Raw genomic sequence first — 15,835 nt, 5'->3', positions numbered from 1 at the left:
CGGCCGCCCCGGTTCGTTCACCGGGGCGGCCGCCGTCACCCGCCCACGCGGCGGGTCAGTTCACGTTCACCGCGCTCCAGGCCGCGGCCACCGCGTTGTACTCGGTGCTGCCCGCCCCGTACAGGTCCTTCGCCGCGTTCAGGGTCGCCGTCCGCGCGCCCGCGTAGTTCGTCGAGGACGTCATGTAGACCGTCAGGGCGCGGTACCAGATGGCCCCCAGCTTGTCCCTCCCGATCCCCGTCACCGTCGAGCCGTTGTACGTCGGGGAGTTGTAGCTCACGCCGTTGATGGTCTTGGCGCCGCTGCCTTCCGCCAGCAAGTAGGCGAAGTGGTTGGCGACGCCCGACGAGTAGTGCACGTCCAGGTTCCCGACCGACGAACTCCAGTAGTCCGCCGAATTCCCGTCCTTCGACGGCTGGTCCATGAACCGCAGCGCCGCCTTGCCGAAGCCGGAGCGGACGATCTTCTCGCCGATCAGGTAGTCGCCCGGGTCGGAGGGGCTGTTCGCGTACCACTCCACCAGCGTGCCGAGGATGTCCGAGGTCGCCTCGTTCAGGCCGCCGGACTCGCCCGAGTACGTCAGCGCCGCGGTCTTGGAGGTGACGCCGTGGGTCATCTCGTGGCCCGCCACGTCCAGCGCCACCAGCGGGCCGAAGGTGGTCCCGTCACCGTCGCCGTACGTCATGCAGAAGCAGCTGTCGTCCCAGAAGGCGTTGTTGTAGCTGTTGCCGTAGTGGACGCGGTTGTACGAGCCCTTGCCGTCGCCCGCGATGCCGTTCCGGCCGTGGACGTTCTTGTAGTAGTCCCAGGTCTCGTTGGTGCCGTACTGGGCGTCGACGGCGGCCGAGGAACGGTCCGAGGTCGCCCCGGTGCCCCAGTGGTTGTCGGCGTCGGTGAACACCGTGTTGGGCGCCCGGCTGATGCAGATGCCGAAGATGCACAGGTCGGTCTTGTTGGCCGCGTCCCCGGTGAACGTGTTGCCGCGGGTGGGGTCCGTGAGGTTGTACGACGATCCGGAGAGGGTCGTCTCCAGCGGGACCGTGCCGCTGTACAGCGACTTGCCGTCGCCCGTCGCCGTCTCGATGCTGTCCCAGGCGTCGATCTGGGCGCCGGTGCGGGCGTTGGTCAGCACCGTGCGGGCGACCGGGTTGCCGAGCGAGTCCTTGCCGACCGCGTTGGTGCGCCAGGCCAGCTTCGGGGTGCCGTGCAGCGCGTCGACGACCAGTTCCGGCCTGGCCTTCACCTGCTTCAGCGCGTCGCCGAGGTTCGCCGCGCGCAGCGCGTTCACCGCGAGGTCGGCGGCCTTCGGGGCGGATATGTCCGGGACGATCGAGGCGAGGGATATCTTGCTCCGGGTCGCCCGGTCGGTGCTGCGGTAGGCGCCGTCCGCCTTGAGATGGACGACGAAGTCACCGCCCAGCACGGGGAGCTGGTGGTAGGTGCGGTCGTAACGGACGTGCTGGGCGCCGTTCTTGTCGACGATCACGTCGCGGACCTTGGTGCCCTCGGCGGCGGTGAGTCCGAGGGTGCCGGCGTACCGGACGAGCGCCTGCGCCGCGTTCTCGATCGCGGTGGCCCGGGTCGGTCTCGCGTCGGCGTGGGCGGCGGGGGAGAGCGCGGCGGCCAGCAGGGTCGCGGTGGTGGCGGCGACGCCGGCCGTGGCGAGACGGGAAACTCGGGTGTTCCGTGTCCGGCTCATCGATCTCCTTGGAGATGCGCCTCAGAGGCGTGGGGGTGGCGCTGACGACAGCGATTTAAGAGGCCATGACAATCCATGTCCATAGCGCCTCCATGGAGATGTGTGTGGGGGTGAAGGGGGTGGAGAATCCTTTCTGTGACCACCCGGAACCACCGCCACCTCCCCTTCTTCGTCTACGGCACGCTCCGCCCCGGCGAGCCCAACCACGACCTGTTCCTGCGGGGCCGGACGCGGGCCGAGGAGCCGGGACGCCTGCTGGGCGCGGTGCTGTACGACGGGCCCGGCTACCCCTACGCGGTCGAGGAGTCCGGCGGCGGACTGAGCGGCGAACTGGTCACCGCCCGCCCGGAGTCGTACGACCGACTCCTCCTGGAACTCGACGAGTTGGAGGAGTGCGTGCCGGGGGACCCGCGCAGTCTGTACGTGCGGGTGGAGCGGGACGTCGTACGGCGGCGGGACGGGGCCGCCGTCCGGGCCTGGGTGTACCTCGCGGGGGCCGCCGTCGCCGCGGAACTGCGGGCGGACGGCCGTCGTATCGAGGGCGGTGACTGGCTGGCCCGCGGGCTGCCCGGCCCAACCGCGTCATAGCTGTGGCTCGGGCGCACTCCGTACGGCCCATGTGGCTTGTTCCGTGCCGGGGTTGGCCGAGCGGCCACCGTTGAGACTTCAAGAGGCCGGACTACAGTCGTGCACCTGTTCGTGAAGCTCCTCGCAACACCCCGTACGACGTTCGGCATTTCCCCGTTCCGCTCCACGGCCCGGTCCGGGCCCCCGCCGCACCCGGACCCGGCCTCCCCCCACGTACACGCATGCAGCCAGGAGGTCTCCGAGCCATGCCTCTGCGTCACCTCACCCCCCGCGACCAGCACCTCTTCTGGCAGTACGGCCGCGGCGCCGGCGCACCCGTCCACGAACCGCTCGTCCACCGTGCCGTCGAACGGCACGCGATCGCCCACCCCCACGCCGTCGCCGCCGAACACCACGGCGCGACCCTCACCTACGGCGAACTCGACCGCTACGCCGGTGCCCTAGCCGCCCACCTGGTCCGTGAGGGCGTCCGCCCCGGCGACCATGTCGGCCTGTTCGCCCGCCGTTCCATCCCGATGCTGGTCGGCCTGCTCGCCGTCCTCAAGGCGGGCGCCACCTACGTCCCCCAGGACATCGGCCGCACGTCCCCGGACCGGCTCCGCCATGTCGTGCGCACCGCGCGCACCCGGGTGATCCTCACCCAGAAGGAACACACCCCGCGGATCCCGCTCCCCGACGGCCACCGGCTGATCGCTCTCGACGACCCCGTGCCGTACCAGCGGGCCACCCCGGTCGTGCTCTCGCACCCCGACGACGGCTGCCATGTCCTCTTCGCCGCCGGCCGCCCCGAAGCCGTGAGGGTCACCCACCGCAACGTCACCAACCTGCTGCTCACCGAACCCGGCGGCCTCGGCATCCGGCCCGGCGACCGGGTGGCCCAACTCCTCGACCTCGCCTCCGGCCTGGCCGCCTGGGAGATCCTCGGCTGTCTCACCCGCGGCGCAACCCTGGTCATCCGCGGCGCGGACCCCGCCGCCGCGGCCGGCACCGCGACCGTCCTGATCGCCACCCCGGCGGTGCTGTCCGGCATCGACCCCGCCGGCTGCCCGCGCCTGCGCACGGTCGCCGTCGCCGGGGAGCCCGGTCCGCCGCGCCCGCTCGCCGACCTCTGGTCGCGACACGCCGCCTTCTTCGACTGCCGGGGTCCGGCCGAGGCGACCGTCGTCACCATGGCCCGCCACGACCCGGCCGCCGGGCGGCCGGCCGTCGGCCGCCCCGTCCCCAACACCACGGTGTACGTCCTCGACACGGACCGCCGGCCGCTGCCCGTCGGTGAGACCGGCGAGGTGTGGGCGGGCGGCGACTGCGTCCCGGCGGGACACCTCGGCGACGGCGCGCGGAACGCCGGGCGGTACGCACCCGATCCGTTCCTCGGCGAGGGCCGCGCCATGCTCCGCACCGGCGCGCTGGGCCGCTGGACCCCCGACGGCGGCCTCGAACACCTCGGCCGCGCCCCCGACGACCGGGCCGAGACGCCCACGTTCCGCCCGCGCACCGGAAGTGGCCGCCCGCACCCCCCGACCACGGCACCGACCACGGCCCCGACCGCGGCGGCGGCCACGTACGCCGACACCGCCCCGCGCGCCTGAGCGGTCTAACCGGCCTGACGGGCCGCCGCGGCCAAGGCCTTCGAGACCCCCGGTTCCTTCTTGCCGAGGAACTGGGGGTTCGGCTCGAAGACCACGTCCAGGGCCGCCTTGCCGGCCGCGAGGACCTCCCGCGTCCCGCCGTAGTACCAGGTCGCGTCGTGCTTGGCGTCGACCCCGACGCCGTACGACGTCACCCCCGCCGCCTCGCACAGCGCCACCGCGCGCCGGATGTGGAAGCCCTGGCTGATCAGCACCGCCCGGTCCACACCGAAGATCTTCTTCGCGCGGACGCAGGAGTCCCAGGTGTCGAAGCCGGCATAGTCGCTGACGATGCGCCTGCCGGGTACCCCGTGCCCGGTGAGGTACGTGCGCATGGCGTCCGGCTCGTCGTAGTCCTTCCTGCTGTTGTCCCCGGTCACCAGGACGACCTCGACGCGGCCCTCCCGGTACAGCTTCGCCGCCGCGTCCAGGCGGTGGGCGAGGTACGGCGACGGCTCGCCGTCCCACAGGCCCGCGCCGAAGACGACCGCGACGTCGGTGCGGGGTACGTCCGCCACCGTGTACAGCCGGTCGGCCGTCGAAACGTACAGCCAGGTGGCCGGCAGCAGCGCCAGCACGCAGCCGGCCATCACGCCCTGCACCAGGCGACGTCTGCCGGTACGGGTGCGCGGCAGACGCGGTCGGCGGATCTTCATACGGTTGTTCCCCCTCGACCTCTCCTCGGCTTCCGGTGGCCTCCCCCTGGCGGCTCCGACCTTGGAGGACGCGTGCCGAGGCGTTCCGGTTCGCTCACAGCGGCCGGATTCGTGCCGTGAAGCGTACGAAAACTCTCGTGACGGTCAGGCAACGGGGGCGCAATCCCGCCCGGCGAGGATCCCTGCATGACCGTGTCCGACCTTCCTCCGCGCCCCGGCCCGCCCGCCCTGGTCCTGGTGGCCCACGGCAGCCGTGATCCGCGTGCGCTCATCACCGTGCGGGCGCTCATGGACCGGGTACGCGCGCTGCGCCCCGGTCTCCGCGTGCACCTCGGTCACATCGAGCTGAACGAACCGCTGCTCCCGGACACCCTCGCGGCACTCGGCGACACCCCGGCCGTCCTGGTCCCGCTGCTGCTGAGCCGCGGGTACCACGTCAGGCAGGACATCCCGGAGATGGCCGCGGCCTCCCCGGCCCGCACCCGTGTCGCCGCCCCGCTGGGCCCGCACCCCCTCCTGGCCGGCACCCTGCACGCCCGGCTGCTGGAGGCGGGCTGGCGCCCCCGGCCCGCGAGTGCCGTGGTCCTGGCGGCGGCCGGCTCCCGCGACCCCGACTCCAAGGTCGACACCAACCGCATGGCCCGGCTCCTCGCGGCACGCCTGGGTGTCCCGGTCCTCCCGGCCTACGCCTCGGCGGCGGCTCCGACGGTCCAGGAGGCGATCACCGCTCTGCGGGCAAGGGGCCGTCACCGCATCGCCATCGCCTCCTACTTCACGGCCCCGGGCCGCTTCTCGACGCAGTGCGCGGCACAGGCGCCATGGATGGCAGCGGCCCCTTTGGGAGCCCACGTCTCGATGGCCGAGCTGGTTCTCCACCGTTACCGGCGGGCACTGGGGACGCAGGTGGCCGCGGCCGCCTGAAAGGGGGCTCGTGAGGAAGGTGCGGCCCTGCAACGCGCCCCTCAGGAGCGCGCGGAACTGCGCGACCAGCCCCCACCTGCCCGCCCCCGCCCGGCAACACGACTTGGCGGAGCAGTAGGCGCACCAAACACCCGTTTGTCACTATCGCCCCGTACTGTCGAACCATGGCAGTCCCCGCACCCGCACCCACCTCGGCCTACGACCCGGCGTCAGCCGACCGCTGGGCCCCCGAACCCGACAAACGCCCCGGCCGCACCGCCTTCCAGCGCGACCGCGCCCGCGTCCTGCACAGCGCCGCGCTCCGCAGGCTCGCCGGCAAGACCCAGGTCGTCACCCCCGGTAACCCCAGCCAGATGTGGGACGCCAGCCCTCGCACCCGCCTCACCCACTCCCTCGAATGCGCCCAGGTCGGCCGGGAACTGGGCGCCGCCCTCGGCTGCGACCCCGACCTCGTCGAGGCCGCCTGCCTCTCGCACGACCTCGGCCACCCGCCCTTCGGTCACAACGGCGAACAGGCGCTGAACACGTTCGCCGACGACTGCGGCGGTTTCGAGGGCAACGCCCAGTCCCTGCGCCTCCTCACCCGGATCGAACCCAAACGGTTCACCCCGGAGGGATCCGTCGGCCTCAACCTCACCCGCGCCGCCCTGGACGCGGCCACCAAGTACCCGTGGCCGCGCGGCGCGCACCCCACCGACCCGGTGTCCCCGAAGTTCGGCGTGTACGAGGACGACCGCCCGGTCTTCGACTGGGTCCGCAAGGAGGCCCCCGGCACCCGCACCTGCTTCGAGGCGCAGGTGATGGACTGGTCCGACGACGTCGCCTACTCCGTGCACGACGTCGAGGACGGCCTGCACGCCGGCCATGTCGACCCCAACTGCCTGCACGCCGAACCGGAACGGCAGGAGGTGTACGCGGTCGCCGTCGGCAGATACGTGCCGGCCGGCACCGATCCCGCCGAACTCGCCGCCGCCCTCGACCGGCTCCAGGACGAGGAGTGGTGGCCGCACGGCTACGACGGCACCGCGGCCGCCCAGGCCCGCCTCAAGGACGCCACCAGCCAGCTCATCGGCCGCTTCTGCCTGGCCGCGGAGGCCGCCACCCGGGAGCGGTACGGCACCGGCCGGCTCACCCGTTACGGCGCCGAACTCGTCGTACCGCGCGAGGCCCGGATGGAGTGTGCGGTGCTGAAGGCGATCGCTCACCGTTACGTCATGCAGCGTGCCGAACAGGAGCGGATCCGCGCCGAGCAGCGGGTCGTCGTCGCCGAACTGGCCGAGGCGCTGACCCGCCGGGCTCCGGACGGTCTCGACCCGCAGTTCCGGGCGCTGTTCGACACGGCGGGCGACGACCACGCCCGCAAACGCGTGATCGTCGATCAGATCGCCTCGCTCACCGACGCCTCCGCGCGGTCGTTGCATGCGAGGCTGACGGGGCGTAAGTGAACATTTTGTGACCCTCTGTGACTCCCCGTGGCCTGATCGAGTCATGATCGTGTCAGCGGGGGGTACTCCCTCTTCCCGCATCACGCTGCGTGCGGGAGGCTCACAGTGCGGCGCATGTGGGCGGCATATGTGGCGGCACCCTTACGAGGAGGCTTCAAGTGGTCGACGCGGACCAGACATTCGTCATCGTCGGTGGCGGACTCGCCGGCGCGAAGGCGGCCGAGACGCTCCGGGCCGAGGGCTTCACCGGCCGGGTGATACTGATCTGCGACGAACGCGACCACCCGTACGAGCGGCCGCCGCTCTCCAAGGGCTACCTGCTCGGCAAGGAGGAGCGCGACAGCGTCTTCGTGCACGAGCCCGCCTGGTACGCGCGGAACGACATCGAGCTGCACCTCGGCCAGACCGTGGACCGGATCGACCGCGCCGCCAGGACCGTCCGCTTCGGCGACGACGGCACGATCGTCCGCTACGACAAGCTGCTGCTCGTCACCGGCGCCGAGCCCCGCCGCCTCGACATCCCCGGCACCGACCTGGCCGGCGTCCACCACCTGCGCCGCCTCGCGCACGCGGAGCGCCTCAAGGGCGTCCTCGCCGCCCTCGGCCGGGACAACGGGCACCTCGTCATCGCGGGCGCCGGCTGGATCGGCCTGGAGATCGCGGCGGCGGCCCGGACGTACGGCGCCGAGGTCACCGTCATCGAGCACGGGCCGACCCCGCTGCACGGCGTGCTCGGGCCCGAGCTGGGCAATGTCTTCGCCCAGCTGCACGAGGAGCACGGGGTCCGGTTCCGCTTCGGTGTACAGCTCACCGAGATCGTCGGGCAGGACGGCATGGTGCTCGCCGCCCGCACGGACGACGGCGAGGAGCACCCGGCGCACGACGTCCTCGCGGCGATCGGCGCGGCGCCGCGGATCGGGCTCGCCGAGGCGGCGGGGCTGGAGATCGCCGACCGGGCGCACGGCGGCGGCATCGTCGTCGACGAACGCCTGCGGACGTCCGACCCCGACATCTACGCGGCCGGTGACGTGGCCTCCTTCCCGCACGCCCTGTTCGGCACGCGGCTGCGGGTGGAGCACTGGGCCAACGCGCTGAACGGCGGTCCGGCGGCGGCACGCTCGATGCTGGGCCGGGACGTGACCTACGACCGGGTGCCCTATTTCTTCTCCGACCAGTACGACCTCGGGATGGAGTACAGCGGGTGGGCGCCGGCCGGGTCCTACGACGAGGTCGTCATCCGGGGGGACGCGGGGAAGCGGGAGTTCATCGCGTTCTGGCTGAAGGAGGGGCGGGTGCTGGCCGGGATGAACGTGAATGTGTGGGACGTCACAGAGCCGATCCAGAAGCTGATCACTTCGGGGGCCGTGGTGGACACGGATGCCTTGGCGGATCCGCATGTGCCGCTGGAATCGCTCGCCTAGCCGTCTGCGTTCCGCTGCGTTTGCGCGGGTGCGGGTGGGTGGGGGCTGGTCGCGCAGTTCCCCGCGCCCCTTCGGGGCACTGCAGTGACCGTAGAATTCATCCGTGGCAGGACGGATCAATGACGAGGACGTGAAGGCGGTACGGGACGCGGTCCCGATCGACGCCGTTGTGTCCGAGTACCTCCAGCTGCGCAACGCGGGCGGCGGGAACCTGAAGGGACTCTGCCCGTTCCACGACGAGAAGTCGCCGTCCTTCCAGGTCAGCCCGAGCAAGGGACTCTTCCACTGCTTCGGCTGCCAGGAGGGCGGCGACACCATCACGTTCGTGATGAAGGTCGACCACCTCTCCTTCTCGGAGTCGGTCGAGCGGCTGGCCGGGCTGGCCGGCATCACCCTGCGGTACGAGGAGGGCGGGTACAACCCCTCCCACCAGCGCGGTGAGCGGATCCGGCTGGTCGAGGCGCACAAGATCGCCGCCGTCTGGTACGCGGAACAGCTCGCCACCAGCCCCGAGGCCGAGACCGGCCGGGTCTTCCTCGCCGAGCGCGGCTTCGACCAGGCCGCCGCCGTCCACTTCGGCGTCGGCTACAGCCCCCAGGGCTGGGACCACCTCACCCGCTATCTGCGCGGCCAGGGCTTCACCGACAAGGAGCTGCTGCTGTCGGGGCTGTCGCAGGAGGGGCGGCGCGGGCCCATCGACCGGTTCCGGGGGCGGCTGATGTGGCCGATCCGGGACATCGGCGGCGAGGTCGTCGGCTTCGGCGCCCGCAAGCTGTACGAGGCGGACAACGGCCCCAAGTACCTCAACACGCCCGACACCGCGATCTACAAGAAGTCCCAGGTCCTGTACGGCATCGACCTCGCCAAGCAGAGCATCGCCAAGGCCAGCCGCGCGGTCGTGGTCGAGGGTTACACGGACGTCATGGCCTGCCACCTGGCCGGGGTGACGACCGCGATCGCGACCTGCGGTACGGCCTTCGGTGGCGACCACATCAAGATCCTCCGCCGGCTGCTGATGGACAACGGCAGCGCCCGGGTGATCTTCACCTTCGACGGCGACGCGGCCGGCCAGAAGGCCGCCCTGCGCGCCTTCGAGGACGACCAGAAGTTCGCCGCCGAGACGTACATCGCCATCGCGCCGGACGGCATGGACCCCTGCGAGCTGCGTCTCGCCAAGGGCGACGAGGCGGTCGCCGACCTGGCCGAACCCCGCACCCCGCTCTTCGAGTTCGCGCTCCGCCAGATCGTGGCCCGCTACGACCTGGACACCCCGGCGGGCCGCGCGGCCGCCCTGGACGAGGCCGCGCCGATCGTCGCCCGGATCAAGAACAGCGGTGCCCAGCACGAGGTCGCCGTCGAACTGGCCGGCATGCTCGGTATCCTCGACACCCAGTTCGTGGTCAAGCGGGTGGCCCAGCTGGCCCGTTGGGCACGTGACAAGGGCGGCAGGGGCCCCTCCCCGGCGCGCGGCCCGCAGCAGCCCTCGTACGACACCGGCGCCCCGCGCCCGGCCGTCTCAGGGCCCGCCCTCAATCTGCGCAACGCGGTCTACGCCACCGAGCGCGAGCTGTTGAAACTCGCTCTCCAGCGGCCCGAGCTGGTCTCCCCGGCGTTCGACGCGTACGGCATCGACGAGTTCACCGCCGCGCCGTACGCGGCCGTACGCCAGACCATCATGGAGGCGGGCGGCTCCGAGTGGGGCGTGCAGGATCCGCAGGAGTACCTGGTCCGGGTGCGTGAGTCGGCCCCCGACGACACGGTGCGCGCGATGGTCACGGAGCTCGCCGTCGAGGCGATCATGCGCCGCACGGTCGACGAGAACTACGCGGGCGAGCAGCTCGTGACCGTCCGCCGCCGGGCCGTGGACCGCCGTATCCACGAGATCCAGATCACCCTCACCCGCCTCGGCAGTGGTGGCGACCCGGCCCAACTCGCCGCCGTACAGAACGAGTTGTGGGTGCTCCAGCAGTACGGGCAGGCGCTGCGCGAGCGCGGCGTCGCCGCCCTGTGAGCTTCGAGCGGCCGACAGGATAACCACGCGGTCACGGACCGGACGCAAAAAGTCACCGCACGCCCCTCGTGGCGGCGATGTGTCTTACCCCACACTGGGGGGCGGTGCCTGAGTCCTCGGAGCGCGGCCGGCCCGTCCCGGACGGGTCCCACACCCCCGCCGTTCCACTCATCGCGTACGGGACGGACAGCGGCGAGGCCGTCGTCTCCGTCCCCGAAGTACCGCTGCCGTACCCCCTGGCAGCGATCATCCTGGAGGTCGCCCCCGTGCAGACCCAGACCCTGACCCAGACCGACAGCACGCTCACGGACGAACCGGAGGCCGACGCCGACGTCTACGCCGGCGTACCACCGCAGAGCCGGGTCGCGCTCCATCCCGAGACGGAGACCGAGCTGCCGGCTCAGGCCGAGGGCCCGGCCGTGGAGGAACTCGCGGCCGACCCCCCGGAGACCGGGCCCGAGCCCGAGACCGAGCCGGAGCCCGAGCCGGCCGCCGTCGCCCGCGCCGACAACGGCAGCCCCTCCTCCGACCTGTTCCGGCAGTACCTGCGCGAGATCGGTCGTATCCCGCTGCTCACCGCCGCCGAGGAGGTCGAACTCGCCCGCCGCGTCGAGGCCGGCCTGTTCGCCGAGGAGAAGCTGGGCGGCGCCCCGGACCTCGACAGCGAGCTGGCCCTCGACCTCGACCGGCTGGTCGTCATGGGCCGGATGGCCAAGCGCCGCCTCATCGAGGCCAACCTGCGGCTGGTCGTGTCGGTGGCCAAGCGGTACGTCGGCCGCGGCCTGACCATGCTGGACCTCGTCCAGGAGGGAAACCTGGGCCTGATCCGCGCCGTCGAGAAGTTCGACTACGCCCGCGGCTACAAGTTCTCCACGTACGCGACCTGGTGGATCCGCCAGGCCATGTCCCGCGCCCTGGCCGACCAGGCCCGCACCATCCGCGTCCCGGTGCATGTCGTGGAACTCATCAACCGGGTGGTGCGCGTCCAGCGCCGCATGCTCCAGGAACGGGGCTACGAGCCGACGCCAGAGGAGGTCGCCGCCCACCTCGACCTCGCGCCCGAGCGGGTCGGCGAGGTGCTCCGCCTCGCCCAGGAACCGGTCTCCCTGCACGCCCCGGTGGGCGAGGAGGACGACGTGGCCCTCGGTGACCTCATCGAGGACGGCGACGCGGCGAGCCCCGTGGAGTCGGCGGCGTTCCTGCTGCTGCGCGAGCACCTGGAGGCGGTGCTGTCGACGCTGGGGGAGCGGGAGCGGAAGGTCGTGCAACTGCGGTACGGCCTGGCCGACGGCCGCCCGCGGACCCTGGAGGAGATAGGGCGCATCTTCGGCGTGACACGGGAACGGATCCGGCAGATCGAGTCGAAGACCTTGAACAAGCTGCGGGATCACGCTTTCGCGGACCAGCTGAGGGGTTATCTGGACTGACGCCGGGTGCGGGTGCGTGGGGGCTGGTCGCGCCCACGCGGCGGTAGCCGCACATCGATACGGCCCCGCGCCCCCGAAGGGGCGCTGCCCAGCCGTGTCCCGCATAGCTGCGGGCAGGCGTGCCTCCCCCAGTGCCTCAAGGGCCTGGGAGGTGCCCCCAGGCGGCACGGGTGGGCGCAGCGGCACCCTGCAAGTGCCGGTAAGCGTCCCCACCCGTGCCGTACCTGCTCAGTCCACCTCGGCCACCGCCTGCGCGAACTGCGCCTTGTACAGCCGCGCGTACGCCCCGTCGGCCGCCAGCAGCTCGGTGTGCGCGCCCTGTTCGACGATCGAGCCGTTCTCCATCACCAGGATGGTGTCGGCGTCACGGATCGTCGACAGCCGGTGGGCGATGACGAACGACGTGCGCCCGTGGGCCAGCTTGGCCATCGCCTTCTGGATCAGCACCTCGGTGCGGGTGTCGACCGAGGACGTCGCCTCGTCGAGGACCAGGATCGTCGGGTCGGACAGGAACGCCCGCGCGATGGTGATGAGCTGCTTCTCACCCGCGCTGACGCCGGTGCCCTCGTCGTCGATCACGGTGTCGTAGCCCTCGGGGAGGGTACGGACGAACCGGTCGGCGTGGGCCGCCCGCGCCGCCTCCTCGATCTCGCCCCGGGTGACCTCGCGGGAGGCGCCGTACGCGATGTTCTCCGCGATGGAGCCGCCGAACAGCCAGGTGTCCTGGAGCACCATGCCGATCCCGGCCCGGAGTTCGTCCCGGGACATCCGCGTGATGTCGACGCCGTCGAGGGTGATCCGGCCGCCGGAGACGTCGTAGAACCGCATCAGCAGGTTCACCAGGGTGGTCTTGCCGGCGCCGGTCGGGCCGACGATCGCCACCGTGTGGCCAGGTTCCACCGTCAGCGAGAGGTCCTCGATGAGCGGCTTCTCCGGGTCGTACCGGAACGACACGTGCTCCAGGGCCACCCGCCCGCGCAGCTCCGCCGGACGCTCGCCCGGTACCGGGTCGGCCTCCTGCTCCTCCGCGTCGAGGAGTTCGAAGATCCGCTCGGCCGAGGCGACACCCGACTGCACCAGGTTGGCCATCGAGGCGACCTGGGTCAGCGGCATCGAGAACTGCCGGGAGTACTGGACGAACGCCTGGACGTCACCGATCGACAGCGCGCCGGAGGCCACCCGCAGCCCGCCGACGACCGCCACCAGCACGTAGTTCAGGTTCGACACGAACATCATCAGCGGCTGCATCACACCGCTGTTGAACTGCGCCCGGAACCCGGCCTCGTACAGTGCGTCGTTCTGCTCGGCGAACTGCTGCGCCGACTCGTGCTGCCGGCCGAAGACCTTCACCAGGGTGTGCCCGGTGTACATCTCCTCGACATGGGCGTTGAGCTTGCCGGTGGTGCGCCACTGCTGCACGAAGTGCGGCTGCGAGCGCTTGCCGATGCGGGTGGCGACGACGAACGACAGCGGCACGGTGGCCAGGGCCACCAGCGCCAGGATCCAGGACACCCAGAACATCACCGCGAGCACGCCGATGATGGTGAGCAGCGAGTTGATGAGCTGGCCCATCGACTGCTGGAGCGTCTGGCCGATGTTGTCGATGTCGTTGGTCGCCCGGGAGAGCACCTCGCCGCGCTGCCGCTTGTCGAAGTACGACAGCGGGAGCCGGGACAGCTTCCCCTGGACGTCCTCGCGCAGCCGGTACATCGTGCGGTTGACGGACCGGTTGACCAGCCGGGTCGCCACCGCCATCAGCAGGCCGGCGACGACGTAGGTGCAGAGCGCGAGCAGCAGGACGTCGCCGACCTGGCCGAAGTCGATGCCCTTGCCCGGGGTGAAGTCGGTGCTCTTGAGCATGTCGGCGACGGTGCCCTGGCCCCGGTCGTGCATGCCCTGCAGGACCTGGTCCTTGGAGGTCCCGGCCGGCATCTGCTTGCCGATGACACCCGCGAAGACCAGGTCGGTGGCGCGGCCGAGGATCTTGGGGCCGATCACGTTGAGGGTGACGCTCGCGACCACGCAGAACAGCAGCACATAGATGGTGAACCGTTCGGGTTTGAACCGGGCGAGAAGCCGTTTGCCCGAGTTCTTGAAGTCCATCGAGCGCTGGTCGGGGCCGCCCCCGGCCATCATGCGTCCCATGGGCCCGGCCATCAGGCGGCCTCCGCTTCCGTCAGCTGGGAGAGCACGATCTCCCGGTAGGTCTCGTTGCCGGCCATGAGTTCGTGGTGGCGGCCGGTGCCGACCACCCGTCCCTCGTCGAGGACGACGATCCGGTCGGCCTCCCTGATGGTCGCCACCCGCTGGGCGACGATGACGACGGTCGCCTCGGCCGTCTCCTCCGCGAGCGCGGCACGCAGGGCCGCGTCGGTCGCGTAGTCGAGGGCGGAGAAGGAGTCGTCGAAGAGGTAGATCTCCGGGCGCTGCACCAGCGTGCGGGCGATGGCGAGACGCTGCCGCTGGCCGCCCGAGACGTTGGTGCCGCCCTGGGCGATGGGCGCGTTCAGTCCGCCCTCCAGCTTCTCCACGAAGCCCTTGGCCTGCGCCACCTCCAACGCGTGCCACAGCTCCTCGTCGGTGGCGTCCGGGTTGCCGTACCGCAGGTTGGTCGCGACCGTGCCGGCGAACAGGTACGGCTTCTGCGGCACCAGCCCCACCGTCTTGGCGAGCAGCTTCGGATCGAGACCCGAGACGTCCTCCCCGTCCACGAGGACCTGACCGTCCGTGGCGTCGAAGAGCCGCGGCACCAGGCCGAGCAGGGTGGACTTGCCGCTGCCGGTGGAGCCGATCACGGCGGTCACCTCACCGGGCCGGGCCACCAGGTCGACGGCCTTGAGCACCGGCTCCTCGGCACCCGGATAGCGGAAGCCCGCGCCCCGGATCTCCAGGTGCCCGTGCCGGCGCAGCTCGACGACCGGCGCGATCGGCGGCACGACGCTGGACTCGGTGTCCAGGACCTCCTCGATGCGCTCGGCACAGACCTCCGCACGCGGCACCATCATGAACATGAAGGTGGCCATCATCACGGACATCACGATCTGCATCAGGTAGGCGAGGAACGCCGTCAGATCGCCGATCGCCATGTCACCGCTGTCGATGCGGTGGGCGCCGAACCACACCACCGCGATCGAGGAGACGTTCACCGTCGTCATGACGATGGGGAACATCAGCGCGAGCATGTTGCCGGTGGCCAGCTGCATGTCGGTCAGGTCCTTGTTGGACTTCCCGAACCGGCCCTGCTCGTACTCGTCGCGGACGAACGCGCGGATCACCCGGTTGCCGGTGATCTGCTCGCGCAGCACCCGGTTCACCGTGTCGAGGCGTACCTGCATGGCCCGGAACAGCGGACGCAGCCGACGCACGATCAGGGCCACGGAGACGGCCAGCACCGGGACGACGGCGACCAGTACCCCGGACAGCGGAACGTCCAGGCCGAGGGCGAGCACGATGCCGCCGACACACATGATGGGCGCCGACGCCATCAGTGTGAACGCCATCAGGACCAGCATCTGGACCTGCTGTACGTCGTTGGTCGTACGGGTGATGAGCGAGGGCGCACCGAAGTGACCGACCTCACGCGAGGAGAAGGACTGCACCCGGTCGAAGACCGCGGCCCGCACATCCCGGCCGAGCGCGGACGCGGTCCTGGCGCCGTAGTACACGGCACCGACGTTGCACACCACCTGGGCCAGCGAGATGCCGATCATCAGGGCCCCGAAGGACAGGATGTAATCCGTGTCACCCTTCACGACGCCGTTGTCGATGATGTGTGCGTTGAGCGTGGGCAGGTAGAGGGTGGCGCAGGTCTGCAGGAACTGCAGCAGCACCAGGATGGAGATGGGTTTCCTGTAGGGCCTGAGATAGGTCCGCAGAAGTCGTATGAGCACGCTACGTCTCTCGGAGTCGGCGGTGGGGGCGGGGTCGCTTGCCCGAAAGGCGGGATCGCTTGCCCTAGGCCCCTATCGTCCGACACTCCACCCGCGTTACCTCAACTGATTAACCCGACAGCGGACGTACGCCGACGTGGCTTCGCGGT

The 15,835-nt window shown here is 71.1% G+C and carries 11 protein-coding genes; 7 read left to right on the top strand and 4 right to left on the bottom strand.

Features of this window, described 5'->3' with window-relative positions:
* Positions 1–55: 55 nt before the first annotated feature.
* Positions 56–1,699 carry a M4 family metallopeptidase gene (locus ACWGJB_RS09115; RefSeq protein ID WP_453379562.1) on the bottom strand — a complete coding sequence of 548 codons (1,644 nt, stop codon included), beginning with the start codon at positions 1,697–1,699 and terminating at the stop codon, positions 56–58.
* 135 nt (positions 1,700–1,834) lie between these two features.
* On the opposite strand from ACWGJB_RS09115, the gene ACWGJB_RS09110 reads away from it, so the two are divergent.
* Together ACWGJB_RS09110 and ACWGJB_RS09105 are read left to right on the top strand one after the other, a co-directional pair.
* Positions 1,835–2,287 (top strand): gamma-glutamylcyclotransferase family protein, encoded by a 453-nt coding sequence (locus tag ACWGJB_RS09110; protein WP_453379561.1) that lies wholly within the window; start codon positions 1,835–1,837, stop codon positions 2,285–2,287.
* A 245-nt stretch (positions 2,288–2,532) separates the two neighbouring features.
* Positions 2,533–3,876, top strand: coding sequence for an AMP-binding protein (locus ACWGJB_RS09105; RefSeq protein ID WP_453379560.1), 1,344 nt, complete (start codon positions 2,533–2,535; stop codon positions 3,874–3,876).
* 5 nt (positions 3,877–3,881) lie between these two features.
* Here ACWGJB_RS09105 and ACWGJB_RS09100 read toward each other — a convergent pair whose 3' ends face one another.
* Complete coding sequence (locus ACWGJB_RS09100; RefSeq protein WP_453379559.1) at positions 3,882–4,571, bottom strand: SanA/YdcF family protein; 690 nt, start codon at positions 4,569–4,571, stop codon at positions 3,882–3,884.
* 186 nt (positions 4,572–4,757) lie between these two features.
* Between ACWGJB_RS09100 and ACWGJB_RS09095 the strand changes: the two genes are divergently transcribed.
* The 5 genes from ACWGJB_RS09095 (at position 4,758) to ACWGJB_RS09075 (ending at position 11,796) form a co-directional block, all read left to right on the top strand.
* Positions 4,758–5,492: a sirohydrochlorin chelatase gene (locus ACWGJB_RS09095; protein WP_453379558.1), complete on the top strand. Its 735-nt coding sequence runs from the start codon at positions 4,758–4,760 to the stop codon at positions 5,490–5,492.
* 164 nt (positions 5,493–5,656) lie between these two features.
* Positions 5,657–6,937: a deoxyguanosinetriphosphate triphosphohydrolase gene (locus tag ACWGJB_RS09090; RefSeq protein ID WP_453379557.1), complete on the top strand. Its 1,281-nt coding sequence runs from the start codon at positions 5,657–5,659 to the stop codon at positions 6,935–6,937.
* 158 nt (positions 6,938–7,095) lie between these two features.
* Positions 7,096–8,358: an NAD(P)/FAD-dependent oxidoreductase gene (locus ACWGJB_RS09085; RefSeq protein WP_453379556.1), complete on the top strand. Its 1,263-nt coding sequence runs from the start codon at positions 7,096–7,098 to the stop codon at positions 8,356–8,358.
* Between the two features lie 103 nt (positions 8,359–8,461).
* Positions 8,462–10,369, top strand: a complete 1,908-nt coding sequence (gene dnaG / locus ACWGJB_RS09080) for a DNA primase (protein ID WP_453379555.1) — start codon at positions 8,462–8,464, stop codon at positions 10,367–10,369.
* Between the two features lie 104 nt (positions 10,370–10,473).
* Positions 10,474–11,796, top strand: a complete 1,323-nt coding sequence (locus tag ACWGJB_RS09075) for an RNA polymerase sigma factor (RefSeq protein ID WP_453379554.1) — start codon at positions 10,474–10,476, stop codon at positions 11,794–11,796.
* Positions 11,797–12,024: 228 nt separating this feature from the next.
* Here the strand turns inward: ACWGJB_RS09075 and ACWGJB_RS09070 are convergent, their stop codons facing one another.
* Together ACWGJB_RS09070 and ACWGJB_RS09065 are read right to left on the bottom strand one after the other, a co-directional pair.
* Entirely contained in the window at positions 12,025–13,953 is a 1,929-nt protein-coding gene (locus ACWGJB_RS09070) for an ABC transporter ATP-binding protein (protein WP_453379553.1), read from the bottom strand.
* Positions 13,953–15,686 (bottom strand): ABC transporter ATP-binding protein, encoded by a 1,734-nt coding sequence (locus ACWGJB_RS09065; protein ID WP_453379552.1) that lies wholly within the window; start codon positions 15,684–15,686, stop codon positions 13,953–13,955. The genes ACWGJB_RS09070 and ACWGJB_RS09065 overlap by 1 nt, the downstream gene beginning before the upstream one ends.
* Positions 15,687–15,835 lie beyond the last annotated feature (149 nt).

This window comes from Streptomyces sp. NPDC054813 (assembly GCF_053611365.1).
The sequence above is the reverse complement of the archived record's forward strand: the minus strand, read 5'-3'. Positions and strand labels throughout refer to the sequence as shown.

Coding starts and splice junctions, on each gene's coding strand:
- ACWGJB_RS09115 (WP_453379562.1), bottom strand. CDS start 1,699: ATGAGCCGGACACGGAACACCCGAGTTTCCCGTCTCGCCACGGCCGGC.
- ACWGJB_RS09105 (WP_453379560.1), top strand. CDS start 2,533: ATGCCTCTGCGTCACCTCACCCCCCGCGACCAGCACCTCTTCTGGCAG.
- ACWGJB_RS09100 (WP_453379559.1), bottom strand. CDS start 4,571: ATGAAGATCCGCCGACCGCGTCTGCCGCGCACCCGTACCGGCAGACGT.
- ACWGJB_RS09095 (WP_453379558.1), top strand. CDS start 4,758: ATGACCGTGTCCGACCTTCCTCCGCGCCCCGGCCCGCCCGCCCTGGTC.
- ACWGJB_RS09090 (WP_453379557.1), top strand. CDS start 5,657: ATGGCAGTCCCCGCACCCGCACCCACCTCGGCCTACGACCCGGCGTCA.
- ACWGJB_RS09070 (WP_453379553.1), bottom strand. CDS start 13,953: ATGGCCGGGCCCATGGGACGCATGATGGCCGGGGGCGGCCCCGACCAG.